Source organism: Ottowia thiooxydans DSM 14619, assembly GCF_000422885.1.
Taxonomy (GTDB): domain Bacteria; phylum Pseudomonadota; class Gammaproteobacteria; order Burkholderiales; family Burkholderiaceae_C; genus Ottowia; species Ottowia thiooxydans.
This window is the reverse complement of the sequence record NZ_KE383945.1, coordinates 31,872-45,448: the sequence shown is the minus strand read 5'-3', so window position 1 is coordinate 45,448 and position 13,577 is coordinate 31,872. Positions and strand designations below refer to the sequence as shown.

Annotated in this window: 12 protein-coding genes; 9 read left to right on the top strand and 3 right to left on the bottom strand. The window is 60.5% G+C overall.

What is annotated here, in order from left to right:
- Positions 1 to 45: 45 nt before the first annotated feature.
- The 3 genes from G518_RS0132465 (at position 46) to G518_RS0132455 (ending at position 3,642) form a co-directional block, all read left to right on the top strand.
- Positions 46 to 987 (top strand): LysR family transcriptional regulator, encoded by a 942-nt coding sequence (locus tag G518_RS0132465; RefSeq protein ID WP_028606015.1) that lies wholly within the window; start codon positions 46 to 48, stop codon positions 985 to 987.
- Between the two features lie 145 nt (positions 988 to 1,132).
- Complete coding sequence (locus G518_RS38055) at positions 1,133 to 2,725, top strand: ArnT family glycosyltransferase (RefSeq protein WP_084652495.1); 1,593 nt, start codon at positions 1,133 to 1,135, stop codon at positions 2,723 to 2,725.
- 44 nt (positions 2,726 to 2,769) lie between these two features.
- Positions 2,770 to 3,642 (top strand): ChbG/HpnK family deacetylase, encoded by an 873-nt coding sequence (locus tag G518_RS0132455; protein ID WP_245598233.1) that lies wholly within the window; start codon positions 2,770 to 2,772, stop codon positions 3,640 to 3,642.
- 44 nt (positions 3,643 to 3,686) lie between these two features.
- Here G518_RS0132455 and G518_RS0132450 read toward each other — a convergent pair whose 3' ends face one another.
- Positions 3,687 to 4,667 carry a glycosyltransferase family 2 protein gene (locus tag G518_RS0132450; protein ID WP_028606013.1) on the bottom strand — a complete coding sequence of 327 codons (981 nt, stop codon included), beginning with the start codon at positions 4,665 to 4,667 and terminating at the stop codon, positions 3,687 to 3,689.
- A 218-nt stretch (positions 4,668 to 4,885) separates the two neighbouring features.
- Here G518_RS0132450 and argS point away from each other — a divergent pair, with 218 nt between their 5' ends.
- The 3 genes from argS to G518_RS0132435 all read left to right on the top strand — a co-directional run bounded on the left by argS (position 4,886) and on the right by G518_RS0132435 (position 8,918).
- Positions 4,886 to 6,559: an arginine--tRNA ligase gene (gene argS, locus G518_RS0132445; RefSeq protein WP_028606012.1), complete on the top strand. Its 1,674-nt coding sequence runs from the start codon at positions 4,886 to 4,888 to the stop codon at positions 6,557 to 6,559.
- Between the two features lie 15 nt (positions 6,560 to 6,574).
- Positions 6,575 to 7,456 (top strand): SPOR domain-containing protein, encoded by an 882-nt coding sequence (locus tag G518_RS0132440; protein WP_342663797.1) that lies wholly within the window; start codon positions 6,575 to 6,577, stop codon positions 7,454 to 7,456.
- Positions 7,457 to 8,297: 841 nt separating this feature from the next.
- The gene (locus G518_RS0132435) at positions 8,298 to 8,918 is read left to right on the top strand and encodes a thiol:disulfide interchange protein DsbA/DsbL (protein ID WP_028606010.1); all 621 of its coding nucleotides are present in this window, start codon (positions 8,298 to 8,300) and stop codon (positions 8,916 to 8,918) included.
- A 68-nt stretch (positions 8,919 to 8,986) separates the two neighbouring features.
- Here the strand turns inward: G518_RS0132435 and G518_RS0132430 are convergent, their stop codons facing one another.
- The gene (locus G518_RS0132430) at positions 8,987 to 9,349 is read right to left on the bottom strand and encodes a 6-carboxytetrahydropterin synthase (protein ID WP_028606009.1); all 363 of its coding nucleotides are present in this window, start codon (positions 9,347 to 9,349) and stop codon (positions 8,987 to 8,989) included.
- Positions 9,346 to 9,981, bottom strand: a complete 636-nt coding sequence (queE, locus tag G518_RS0132425; RefSeq protein ID WP_028606008.1) for a 7-carboxy-7-deazaguanine synthase — start codon at positions 9,979 to 9,981, stop codon at positions 9,346 to 9,348. Before queE ends, G518_RS0132430 begins: the two co-directional genes overlap by 4 nt.
- Before the next feature lie 392 nt (positions 9,982 to 10,373).
- Here queE and lptA point away from each other — a divergent pair, with 392 nt between their 5' ends.
- The 3 genes from lptA to rpoN all read left to right on the top strand — a co-directional run bounded on the left by lptA (position 10,374) and on the right by rpoN (position 13,469).
- Complete coding sequence (lptA, locus tag G518_RS0132420) at positions 10,374 to 11,012, top strand: lipopolysaccharide transport periplasmic protein LptA (RefSeq protein ID WP_028606007.1); 639 nt, start codon at positions 10,374 to 10,376, stop codon at positions 11,010 to 11,012.
- A gap of 20 nt (positions 11,013 to 11,032) precedes the next feature.
- Positions 11,033 to 11,827 (top strand): LPS export ABC transporter ATP-binding protein, encoded by a 795-nt coding sequence (gene lptB, locus G518_RS0132415; RefSeq protein WP_028606006.1) that lies wholly within the window; start codon positions 11,033 to 11,035, stop codon positions 11,825 to 11,827.
- 64 nt (positions 11,828 to 11,891) lie between these two features.
- On the top strand, positions 11,892 to 13,469 hold the full coding sequence (gene rpoN / locus G518_RS0132410) for an RNA polymerase factor sigma-54 (RefSeq protein WP_028606005.1): 1,578 nt from the start codon (positions 11,892 to 11,894) through the stop codon (positions 13,467 to 13,469).
- The last annotated feature ends 108 nt before the right edge of the window (positions 13,470 to 13,577 follow it).

Genomic DNA, 13,577 nt, shown 5'->3' with positions numbered 1-13,577 from the left:
TTAACTAAAAGACAAAAGTGAGCAATTTCTCCGCATAATTTGCCCATGGACAAGCTCAAAGCCTTTGAAACCTTTGTTTCCGTGGCTACGCGGGGCAGCCTCAGCGCTGCCGCTCGGGCAGAGGGCGTAGCGCCGGCGGTGATCAGCCGGCGGCTGGATGCGCTGGAGGAACACCTGGACGTCAAGCTGCTCATTCGCACCACCCGTCGTATCGCCCTCACGCATGAAGGTGCGGCTTTCCTGGACGATTGCCAACGTATCGTGGCGGAGGTAGCGGGCGCGGAGGCCAGCGTATCCGCCGGAGGGTTACAGGCCAGTGGGCACCTGCGCATTACCGCGCCGGCTGGCTTCGGGCGCCGTCATGTGGCCCCGCTGGTGCCGGAATTTCACGCCCAGCACCCGCGTCTGCGCATTTCCCTGAATCTCTCTGACCGCGTCATCGATCTGGCGGGGGAAGGTTATGACTGCGCGGTACGCGTAGGCGATCTGCCTGATTCCTCACTTATCAGCGTGAGGTTGGCCGACAACCGGCGCTTGTGCGTGGCAACGCCAGATTACCTTCTACGCCATGGCACGCCCATGCACCCCAGAGAGCTTGCGCAGCACGATTGTCTTGTGCTGTCGAGTGACGCTTCCCAGACCCGCGGATGGGCTTTCAGCGAACAAGGTGAAGTGACCTATCTTCGTCCGGGTGGTCCGCTGGATTGCTCAGATGGTCAGGTTCTGCATGACTGGTGCCTGGCCGGGCACGGTATCGCCTGGCGCAGCATCTGGGAGGTGGAGCAAGAAATTGCCACTGGCCGGCTCGTCCCCGTGCTGGAGGCTTTCGCGGCATTGCCCAATGGCATCTACGCCATCTTGCCGCACCCCACCAAGCATTTACCATTGCGCGTAAGGCTTTGGGTGGACTTCCTGCGTGCGCGCTACGGAGATCCTGCCTTCTGGCGCGGTGAGCCGCCAACGCCGTTGGCAAACCATTTCACATGACCCAAGCGCTTCTCTCGTTTTTTCATATCAGCGCCTTTCGGGCCTGGAAACCGTTCGCCTGACAACTAAAGGGGTATAGGCCTTCCCGTGTCGACCCGAGCTTGGCACAATCCGTCATTTACGTGAATATGTGTAAAGTTGCTGAATGTCGAAAATAATGGTTTCTGGCGCCAGTAAGGGCCTGGCCCCCATTGGCGGAGAAGCGCTGGTTCTGAATGAGTTTCGCCTGCCTTTGCTGCTAGGCGCCTTTGCGGCTGGCTGGCTGCTGCTGTTGGCGTGGTGTGCCCTTACCCCGCCCATCGACAACATCGAGCAATTGGTGTGGATCAGCTCGCTTGAGTGGGGGTATTTCAAGCACCCACCACTGCCCACCTGGCTATTGGCGGCGGCCTCTCTGCTCGTGCCACAGGGGCCAGCGCTCACCTATGTGCTGGGTGCGAGCTGCATTCTGGGCGCTCACGCCATTTTTTGGCATTTATTGCGGCAGGTGCACGGCCCGCGCATCGCCACCATATTGCTGCTGGCATCGCTGTGCATCACCTTCTATAACCAGCGGCTTTATTACTACAACCACAACGTGGTCATGATGCCGGCCATTGCGGTGTGCGTTCTCATGACCTGGCGGCTGACCCAGCGCGCCAGCTGGCTCGGCTGGGTGGCCATTGGGGTGGCCATGGGGATGGGCATGCTGGTGAAATACCAGATGGCCCTGGCCGGCATCTGCATTGGCTTGTGGTGGCTGCGCATGCGCTGGTGGCGTGAACCTGTGCATCGCTGGGGCTTGGTTCTGGCGGCGCTGATTGCCGGAGCCATCTTCCTGCCGCATCTCATGTGGTTGATTCATCACGAATGGGCACCACTGCGCTACGCGGAAGAGAGCTCGCTCGGCGTCAGCCTGTCGCCGGCCAAGCGAATGGCGGCGTCCCTGGTGTGGGCGCTCGACTGGTTGCTTAATCGCTCGTTGCCGGCGTGGATCGTGCTGGCCTCCGCGCTGGGTTGGTCCGCCCGTCGGATGATGAAAAAGCAGGGCGAATCTTTGGGTAGCTCAGCCAGCGGAGATCAGGAGCTGAGTTCACCCAGCCAATCCGTCCCAGCGCCACCGGCTTACTGGCGCGAATTCTGGTGGCTGTGGGGTCTTTTTCCGCTTCTTTTCATGCTGCTGCTGGGGTTGGGCCTGGGCGTTGACCTGCAAATGCATTGGGGTACGGCATTCGCCCTCTGGACGCTGCCAGCCGCTCTTGCTCTGGCACCCGAAACCGTGAAATCCCTGGGCACATCTGCTGCATTGCGAGCGGCCTGGGTGGCGTTCGGCGTAATTCAGGCCGTGGTCCTCTTGCAGTTCTGGGCCACATCGCCCCAGGGGCTGCGGAGCTATAAAACCCACCATTGGCAGCATTTCCCTTCTCAAGCTCTGGCAGACCGTCTGGCTCAGCAGGCACACCCGGTGTTGGGTGGGCCGATCGACGTCATCGCTGGTAGATCCGCCATCGCCGGGGCCTTGGCCCTGCGCCTGCCGGAGCGCCCGAAGGTCATGATCAACGGCGACCCCAGCACCAGCCCCTGGCTATCGCCCGAGGATTTGCGGAGCCCGCGCATTGTTGAAGTCTTTCCGGCGCACACACTCCCCGAAGGCGGACACTGGATTGGGCGCGGTTGGGCATGGCGGGTGGGTGTTTCACCTCTGGCACGCTTGGAGGCCAAGGACGTACGCCCCCTTCATGAAGACCCTCCCCAGTGATCCGTGATCCGGCAATGAGTGGCGCCGCTATGGAGTCAGAGAGTGTGAATGAATCGCGCGGTCAAGGCGGGCACGAGGGACTTGTGCACGCCGTCTCAGGCCGACCCTTGGAAGTTGAAAAGCGCATTGTGCTGTGCGCAGATGACTACGGCATGAGTGCCGGCGTGTCGGATGCCGTGATCCAGCTAGGTCGCCAGCGCGTTCTCAACGCAACCAGTGCCATGGTGCTGGCTCCACGTTGGCCGGAAGATGCGCGGCGCTTGGCTGAGCTGCGGGGCTCGCTCGATGTCGGCCTGCACCTTGACTGGACCAGCGCTTTCGCGCAAACCGCAGGCCATGGCATGGCATTGGGGGCGGCGATGCGCCGCGCGCTGCTGGGCGGCTTCGATAAGAGGGCGGCGCAGGGTGAGATCGAACGGCAGCTTGACGCCTTCGAGGCTGCCTGGGCAGCGCCGCCCGACCATATCGATGGCCATCAACACGTGCAGCAATTCGCCGGTATCCGGCAGGCTTTGATAGAAGTGCTGGCTCGTCGCTACGGCGCGCAATCACCCTGGCTTCGAGTGTCGCGGCCGGCTGGGCAGCGGCTCGGCCTCAAGAGCAAGATCATCTCCGCCCTGGGAGCCAACGCGCTGACCGCCGCCTCTGGCCGTGCGGGGGTGCCCGTGAGCCAGGCGCTTTCTGGCATCTACGGATTTGACGCCAAGGCTGGGTTATATGCGCGTCACATGGCTCAATGGTTGGCCGAAGCCCCCGATGGCGCTGTATTGATGTGCCACCCTTCCACAGAGGCCGAGCCTGGCGATGAGATCGGCCCGGCCCGGGTACGCGAATTAGAGTTTCTGGCGAGTCCGGCTTTTGCCGATCAGCTGCAGGTGGCAGGTATACGGCTGACTCGGGGTTCTGAGGTTTTCTAAGAACCCGTTCTAGCGCGACCAGGCTTCCAATGTGGTGAGCCTTGTCATTTATCAGTCTGCGCTTTTTCTCCGCTCAGACCTTGGCCGATCCTTGCCGCCACCAGGTAGTTCGGGCGTTGTTTGACTTCATCGTAGATGCGCGCCACGTATTCGGCCAGCAAGCCAATGGCTGTCAATTGAACGCCGCTCAGCAGCATCATGCCGACCACCAGAGTCGCATAGCCAGGCACGCTGATACCCAGCCAGAAATATTCAATCACTACCCAGGCGCCGTAGCCCAGCGACAACATTGACAGCAGCAGGCCTAGAAAGCCCACCGCGCGAAGCGGAGCAGATGAAAACGCCAGCAGCCCTGTCACACCCAGGCGTAGGGCACCCCGTAGCCGGAAATTGCTTTGACCACCCTCTCGCTCCAGCGGCAAGTAGTCAATGGCGATGGAGGGAAAGCCCACCCAGGCGTAGAGCCCCTTCATGAACCGATGGCGCTCAGGCAAAGAATTCAGTGCGCGCACCACCTGCCTATCCAGCAGGCGGAAATCGCCGGCACCGGCTGGAATCTTGACCTGATTGCCAAAGTTGACGAGCGAGTAAAAGAGGTTCGCCAAACGCTTGTGGATACCTGATTGGTCCTCACGTGAACGCCGCACCGCGTAAACCACGTCGCTGCCTTGTCTCCATTTTTCCAGCATGTCGGGAAATAAGCTCACCGGATGCTGACCATCTGCATCCATCAGGATGACCACATCTCCTGATGCAGCCTCAAGCCCTGCCGTCAGCGCCGCTTCCTTTCCGAAATTCCGGGACAAATCCAGGAGCCGCAGTTGCGGGTGCTCTGCACACAGGCGCCGCGCGATGGCGCTGGTGTCATCCCGGCTGCCGTCATTCACGATGATGATTTCCACCTGAGGGGACAGCGCCTTCAGCGCTGCCAACACCCGCTCGGCGACCGCGGCCAAGCCGCCGGCCTCGTTGTAGGCCGGCATGACGCAGGAAATACTGGGTGTACTTTGGTGTCTATCGCTCATAGTTAGGGGGCTGTCGCAATTGGAAGTCGCCGGCCGCAAATGGGCCGCAGCGGTCCATTTTTCTTCGGCTTCTTGACCCATAGCCGACTATCGGCCTGCGAATCCAAGGGGCGGCTTATCGCAGAAAACTGTCCTTACTGGGACCCATTTTCGCTTCTGGCGCTCCAAATCCGACAGCCTCCTAGGATCATGCCCGATGCCACCGGTAAAATCAGCCGATGTCATCCGTCAAGAACGAATTGCTCGCCGCATTAGCGGTAGAGCTTGAAAAACTGGTCCCGGGAGCGGGCGCGCAAGCTGCGTTCGAATCTCCCAAGCAGGCCGCACATGGCGATTTTGCCTGCAACTCGGCCATGCAACTGGCCAAACCCCTGAAAATGAATCCGCGTGCGTTGGGCGAGCAGCTCAAGGCAGCGCTGGAAGCCACGCCGGCATTCGCGCGCTGGGTGTCCGCCATCGAGATCGCGGGCCCGGGGTTTCTGAACCTGCGCCTCACGCCTGCAGCCAAGCAGCAGGTGGTGCGCCAAGTGATGCAGGAGCAGGCGCAATACGGCTCCAAGCCGGAAGGCCAGGCGCAAGTGCTGGTGGAATTTGTGTCCGCCAACCCCACGGGTCCGCTGCATGTGGGCCATGGCCGGCAGGCCGCGTTGGGCGATGCCATCTGTAATCTGCTGGAAACCCAGGGCCTGCGCGTACATCGCGAGTTTTATTACAACGACGCTGGTGTGCAGATCGAAACGCTGGCCAATTCGGTGCAGCTGCGGGCACGCGGCTTCAAACCAGGCGATGCAGAGTGGCCAGAGGCGGCTTACAACGGTGATTACATCGCCGAAATCGCCACTGATTTCCTCGCCGGAAAAACCGTACAAGCCGATGACCGCAGCTTTACCGCCAGCGGCAACGTAGACGACCGCGACAGCATTCGTCAGTTTGCCGTCGCCTATCTTCGCCACGAGCAGGACAAGGATCTGCAGGCATTTCGCCTCAAGTTCGATGAGTACTACCTGGAGTCGAGCCTCTATTCCAGCGGGCGCGTGGAGGCCACAGTCAAGCGCCTGATCGAAGCCGGCAAGACCTACGAACTAGACGGCGCGCTGTGGCTTAAAACCACAGACTACGGTGATGACAAAGACCGCGTCATGCGCAAGACTGATGGCGGCTACACCTATTTCGTGCCAGATGTGGCCTATCACATCACGAAGTGGGAGCGCGGCTATCACAAGGTTGTCAATATTCAGGGTACTGACCACCACGGCACCATTGCCCGCGTGCGCGCCGGCCTGCAGGCGGCCGGTGTCGGTATCCCCGTGGGCTACCCCGATTACGTGCTGCACACCATGGTGCGCGTGGTCAAGGGTGGGCAGGAAGTGAAGATCAGCAAGCGCGCGGGCAGCTATGTCACCCTGCGTGACCTGATCGAATGGACAAGCGCCGATGCCGTGCGTTTTTTCCTTCTCTCGCGCAAGCCAGACACTGAATACACCTTCGATATTGATCTCGCCGTTGCCAAGAACAACGACAACCCCGTCTACTACGTGCAATATGCCCATGCGCGCATCTGCTCGGTACTGGGCGCCTGGGGCAGCGATGTGAGCAGTTTGCTGGATGCAGATTTGTCCCCACTGGACACCCCTGCCGCTCAGGCCTTGATGCTGCAACTCGCCAAGTACCCGGATGTACTGGTCGCCGCTGCCCAGGACTTCGCCCCACACGACATCACCTTCTATTTGCGCGAATTGGCAGCCAGTTACCACAGCTACTACGACGCGGAGCGGATTCTGGTGGATGATGAGTCCGTGAAAAAAGCCCGGCTTGCCCTGGTCGCCGCCACTGCCCAGGTGTTGCACAATGGCCTGTCGGTGCTGGGCGTGTCTGCCCCCACCAAGATGTAAACGGTTATCAGCGACATGAACCCACTTAAACAGGAAGCTGCGGAGCAAGCCACACCAGGGCTGTCGCGCACTGAGCGCGCCCCGGACCTTGGCGGCGCTCTCTTGCCCCGTATGCCACTTTCGTCGTTCTATCGCTTGCGTGCCTCTCGGGGTCGTTCTCAGTCCGGGGGCACGTTCCTGGGCGTCATTCTTGGCGTCATGGTGGGCTTGGCGGTGGCGCTGGGTGTAGCTATCTATGTGGCCAAGGTGCCCGTGCCCTTCGTCAACAAGGGCTCCTCGCGTACCAGCGGCCAAGACGCCGCAGAAGCGGAGAAAAACAAGGACTGGGATCCCAACAGCGCACTGCGCGGCCGCAATACCGGCCGTCAACCAGCGCCCGCGGTCAGCGGCACGGTAGCCTCTGAGCCTGCTCCGCAGGTCATCCCTTCGCCTCAGATCGCCCCTCCTGCCGTGGCGGTCCCGGCGCCCGCTGAAGTCAAACCACCTTCCCGGACTGAGCGCACCGCAGAAAAGCCAGCAGCCGCGGCGTCTGCCACAGTCGCCCGCACACCGGCAACTGCACCAGCCTCCCGTGCACCTGCTGCGGCCAAACCTCCTTCAGCGGACCCTTTGGGTGACCTGGCGGCTGCTCGCGCAGGCAACTCATCCACAGCCGTGGATCCTTTCTCCTACTTCGTGCAGGCCGGCGCTTTCCGCAATGGCGATGATGCGGAGGCTCAGCGTGCAAGACTGTCCTTGATGGGTGTCGAATCACGGGTGACCGAGCGCGAGCAGGCCGGACGCACCGTCTACCGAGTACGCGTAGGCCCCTTCCAGAACAAGGACGCTGCCGACCGAGTGAAGGAACGCCTGGACGGCAATGGGTTTGATTCTGCGTTGGTCAGGGTGCAGAAGTAGAGGCTCCCCCTGAGGCGCTTACGCGCCATCCCCCTGAGGGGGACGCCACTGGCGGCCTGGCAAAGCCAGCTCCGCGGTGGCCCCGTATGGCCTGCTCCGCGGCCATTAGAGCTTCGCTGAGGTTTTACCCCCTCTCCCGCAGGCGGGAGAGGGTAGGGGTGAGGGCCAGCGGCGTCACCGTCAGACCCAGCGTTGTTGCAAGCCCCTCGTCACACAGGAAAAGCCTGCTCCGCGGCCATTAGAGCTTCGCTGAGGTTTTGCCCCCTCTCCCGCAGGCGGGAGAGGGTAGGGGTGAGGGCCAGCGGCGTCACCGTCGGACCCAGCGTTGTTCCAAGCCCCTCGTCACACAGGAAAAGCCTGCTCCGCGCCCATTAGAGCTTCGCTGGGGTTTTACTCCCTCTCCCGCAGGCGGGAGAGGGCTGGGGTGAGGGTCAGCAGCGTCACCATTTGATCAGGATGCTTAGTGAACAAGAGTGGCATGTGGCTTCTCTCTGGGGACTATTGACCTCTCTCGCGCCATTTCTAGCCTTCCTCCCAAGGCTCTGAGGCACGCGACAGCGGGGGCTTAATGCATTTGCATCAAAATTTGCATCATGCCTTGGCAGATGTCACATCGCGATTCAAAGTGGCGGGCCCGCGCGCGGGCTCCACTTCGCCAGGTCTGACCAGGGGCGGGGGGTATCGCGCTGCACGGTTCAGCTAGGTTCACAGTCCTTTCGGAAGGGGACCAAACGCACGAGCCATCCAAAAAACATCAATAATCTCGCCTGAACAAGCCAGTTACGGAACTCCCGGGTCCCTAACTGGCTCTGACAGCCTGTTGAAAATGGAGCTTCTTTCTATGAAACGTCGTGAATTTGCCCTTGGCGCCACAGTGGCGGCGCTCCCTGGGTTTTTGGCTTTGCCAGCTTATGCGCAAAGCAACAAGGGCTACGTGGAACTCAGCCAGAAGGCTCCGGTTGATGTGCCGGCTGGTCAGGTCGAGGTGATCGAATTCTTTTCCTACGGGTGCGTGCACTGCATGCACTTCGAGCCAGTGTTCAATGCCTGGAAGAAAACCGCACCGAAAAACGTCGTGGTGCGTCTGGAGCACGTGGGTTTCCAAAGCAGCTTCGAACCACTGCAACGAATCTATTACGCCCTGGAGGCCGTTGGCGCGGTAGACAAGGTGCATGGCAAAGTGTTTGAGGCCCTGCAAGTTCAGCGTAAACGCCTGGACAAACCAGACGTGCTCTTTCCCTGGATCGCAGAGCAGGGCGTGGACCGCGCCAAGTTTGAGCAAGCCTACAAATCCTTCGGCGTTGCCAGCAAGGTCCGCCGTGCTGTGCAGCTACAGGAAGCCTACAAAGTCGAAGGCACGCCAGCTCTGGGCATCGCCGGTCGCTACTACACCGATGGCTCCATGGCAGGTGGCTTTGAGCGCATGCTCCAGGTGACCAACCAACTGATCAAGACGGCCTGAAGCCAGGGCCGCTGAGGCCAAGGTGCTTCCAAACTCTGCGGAAATCATTCCGCAGAGCCTTCCAGCGACTAACTCAATCGCAAGGTGCAGGAGTCGCCGATGGACTCACGCCAAACCTTCACATATTGCAGGCTTGCGGAGCTTTGAAGCCGCTGAGAGATATACAGGCAGATATTCTCAAGCGTTGGCGTTCCCAACCCAATCACCTCGTCCAGCATACGGTGATCCAGTTCGTCGCGAAGAACGGCGATGTCTCGGCGCAGGAAGCCGAGATCGAACACCATGCCAGTGGCCTCGTTTTTAGTACCCACAATCCCCACCTCAACCTGGTAGGTATGGCCGTGGATTCGCCGGCTGGGCTCGGCCTCAATCTCTCGACGAAGCGTGTGGGCTGCGTCGAAAAAGAACTTCTGGCTCAGTTCAAACCTCATCGAATTCCAACCATCTTGTGTGTTTGTACGCTGAGTCGCCAGCGAGGGTCTCGCATGCAATATTCAATCGCCCACTGAGTGTTTTGCTTCAGCAAGGGGCCATCCATGGGTTGCAGGAGGTGGCGGTCAAAAGGGAGCTCGACCAACGCATCGAGATCCAGGCCAGCTTGCGGCACCACCACTTTCAGTTCACGCCCCTCGCGCACTTTGAGTTCAGTGTTCGCCTTGGGGCTGACACACACCCAGTCAAGACCTTCAGGCGCTTCCACCGTGCCATTGGTTTCCACTGAAATCTCGAAATCAAAGCTGTGTAGCGCGGCAATCAAAGCCGAATCTACCTGCAGCAGCGGTTCTCCGCCGGTCAGAACCACCAGTCGCTTGCCTGCTGCAGTGGCTGGCCAAAAGCCTGCGATGGCGGTCGCCAGCGCCGCGGCCGTGGCGAATTTCCCTCCTCCGGAGCCGTCAGTGCCCACAAAGTCAGTGTCGCAAAAGGTGCACTGGGCGGTATCGCGGTCGGCCTCACGACCGGACCACAGGTTGCACCCTGCGAATCTGCAGAATACGGCGGCTCTGCCAGCGTTCCCACCTTCGCCCTGCAGGGTATAAAAGATCTCCTTGACGGAATAGGTCATGAATTTGTCAAATGTTGAATTCCGCCACCTGCAGAGTGCAAACGGTGATTAGCCTTTGAACGGGCGCTTAAGCAGGCTCTTAGCCCAGGCGGCCTCATGCAGGCACTTCCGGTCACTGGGTAGCCAGAGAAAAGGTTCTATTAGGTCGATCTTGATCGGCTTGCATGGCGCCAAGCTGTGATCGCTGGAAGGCCTGCTCAACCCAAATCCAAGCCCAACGACGCTCGCATCGTTTGGATTTTTTCGCCGGAATCCTCGTTAGTCGAGGTAGCGAGTTTCGCACATACCTACTTTTCGGAATTTTTTTACAGGTCATTTTCTCCTGATCCGGCAACGACCAAGCCGCGCGGCTTAAAATGCAGCGAGCAATTTAAGCAAAAATCGTGCCTTCAATGAAACCACATGTTTTCCAATTGCCGGCTTGGACACTGGGCGGCTGTTTCTCGCTGCTGGTGGCCTTGCTCGCGGGACCTGCCTGGGCTGAACGGGCAGACCGCGAAAAGCCGATGAACATCGAGTCTGATGCGCTGCGCTATGAAGATCAGCAACAGCTCAGCACATTCACGGGTCGTGTGGTGGCCACCAAAGGCACCATCGTGATGCGCGGTGCGCGTCTCGAGGTTCGGCAAGATGCCGCCGGCAATCAATTCGGCGTGATGTTCGCAGAACCGGGCAAGCGCGCTTTCTTTCGCCAAAAGCGCGAAGGGCTGGACGAATTCATCGAAGGTGAAGGCGAAGTCATTGAATACGACAGCAAGGCAGACACCGTGCGGTTCGTGCGCCGCGCGGAGATGCGGCGTTTGGCCGGTGCCACGCTGCAAGATGAAGTCAGCGGTCCAGTGATCGTCTACAACAATCTGACCGAGGTCTATACCGTAGATGGCGCTCCCCGAGCACCCGCAGGAGCTGCCAGCAGCCCTGGTGGGCGAGTGCGAGCCACGCTTGCGCCACGTGGCACGCCGGCGCCAGCCGCCCCTCAACCTGCCAAGCCGGCCCTGCCGCTGCGGCCCACCACTGGGCCCACCAAGTGAGTGTGCAAGCCGAGCAAGCCTTGGCCACCCATCCTGAAGGTTCAGCTGCCGATCCCACTGCGGTGGCGTGCGGCACCAGCCGGCTCGAAGCGCGCGGCTTGCGCAAGAACTATGGCGCCAGGCGCGTGGTTCACGATGTATCTCTCACCGTACACAATGGCGAAGTCGTGGGGCTGCTTGGCCCCAACGGTGCAGGCAAGACCACTTCGTTTTACATGATCGTTGGCCTCGTTCGCGCGGACGGCGGTGAGATCAGCATTGATGGTCAGCCGGTCGAGCACATGCCCATCCACCGGCGCTCTCGATTGGGCCTTTCCTATCTGCCGCAAGAGGCCTCCATCTTCCGCAAGCTCACCGTGGCTGAAAACGTACGGGCAGTGCTGGAGCTTCAGCGAGGCGAAGACGGTCGGCCATTTTCCAAGCCGGAGATTGAACGCCGTCTGACCGAATTGCTGGAGCAGTTGCATGTGCAGGATCTGCGTGATTCTCCAGCGCCTGCGCTTTCAGGCGGAGAGCGCCGCCGCGTGGAGATTGCCCGTGCGCTGGCTACCCAACCTCGCTTTATCTTGCTGGACGAGCCCTTCGCCGGTATCGACCCCATCGCCGTCATCGAGATCCAGCGCATCATCGCGTTTCTCAAGGGACGCGGGATCGGGGTGCTCATCACTGACCATAACGTGCGCGAAACACTAGGTATTTGCGACCACGCGGTCATCATCAGTGAAGGACGGGTGCTGGCCACAGGTACGCCTGACGACATCGTGGCAGACCCCGAAGTGCGGCGCGTCTACCTTGGCGAGAATTTCCGGCTTTGATCAATGCGCTGGTGTATCGCAAGCTGCATCTATCCATTGAGTATCTGGGCCAGGCGGTGATGACATGAAGCCCGGCCTTTCGCTGCGCGTCTCGCAGCATCTTGCGCTCACTCCGCAGCTACAGCAGTCCATCCGACTCTTGCAGCTCTCCACGCTAGAGCTCGCCAGCGAGGTCGAGCAGATGCTGGATGACAACCCGTTTCTCGACCGTTCAGACGATGACGCGCCCCGCGAGGACTTCGGCGTTGCGCGTGCCGATACCGCCGTCAGTGAGGGCGACCGCGCCAGCGAACAGGCCTATGAAAGCGGTGACGACGATCGCGCAGAATCCGTTGAATCTGGAGATGCGCAATCATTGGTGGCCGAGAGTTGGGAGGGCGACGGCAGCGTGGAAGCCACCCCCGACGATGGCGAGTGGGGTGGCGACGCACCCGCAAGCCGCAACAACCTCGACGATGACGATGCGCTCGATCCCGGTGAGCGTGGAAGCCTTCAGCCCTCGCTGACCGATCACCTGAGTCGCCAGGCCTTGTCTTTGCGCCTGGGTCCTGAGGATGCGGCAGCCTTGCGTTTTCTGATCGGCTCACTGAGTGACGATGGCTACCTGGAAGACACCCTGGCCGAGCTGGCCGCCACGCTACTCGATGAGGACGACGGGCTCGAGCAGATGGAAGAGCTGGTGCATCGTTTTTCACTGGCGCTGAAACTGCTTCAATCCCTGGAGCCTGCCGGAATCGGTGCGCGTGATTTGGTGGAGTGCCTGACGCTGCAAATCAAGAGCCGCCAATCCGAGCGCGGCGTAGCGTCCTCAGAGCAATCACTGCTGAGCGTGGCGCTCCAGATCTGTGCACAGCACGGCGTGCTGGAGTTGTTGGCAAGACGAGATGCCAAGCGTCTGGCGCAACTCGTGGGAGAGAGCGAAGAAGCCGTGCGTGCGGCTATAGCCTATATCGGCCGGCTCGAACCCAAGCCCGGCCGCCGCTTCGCTGATGTCTCGCGCAATGCCATCGTGCCCGATGTCATCGTCTCCTGCAGTGGCCAGGGCACCCAGCAGCGTTTTCGCGTGCAGCTCAATCCTGAAGTCATGCCGCGCCTGCGCGTGCACGAACTCTATGCCAATGCCCTGCGCGGAAGTCGAGGCGGAGAAAATCATCAGGCGCTAACGCAGCGCCTTCAGGAAGCACGCTGGTTCATCAAGAACATCCAGCAGCGCTTTGACACCATCTTGCGTGTGTCCCAGGCCATTGTTGAGCGGCAGAAGAATTTCTTCGTCCATGGCGAGCTCGCTATGCGCCCCATGGTGCAGCGCGAACTGGCGGACGAGTTGGGCGTGCACGAGTCCACCATTAGCCGCGTCACGACAGCCAAGTACATGGCCACCCCACAGGGTACCTTTGAGCTGAAGCACTTCTTCGGATCCGCACTAGGCACGGAAGCTGGCGGCAATGCTTCCAGCACGGCCGTGCGTGCGCTCATCAAGCAGTTCATCGCTTCGGAAGATACGAAGAAGCCGCTGTCTGATAACCAGATTGCCGAAATGCTCAAAGAGCAAGGCATCGATTGCGCACGCCGAACGGTAGCCAAATACCGTGAAGGTCTACGCATCCCCGTCGCGAGTCTGCGCAAGGCAGTCAATAGCTAGTGTGAACACGCCCTAATGTTGTGAGCTAGAAGTTAGCTGAATAAATTTGCCAAGGATCGGTGCCATGCTGCGTCACAACTCCCAGCGAACCCACTCGGTATCGCTTCG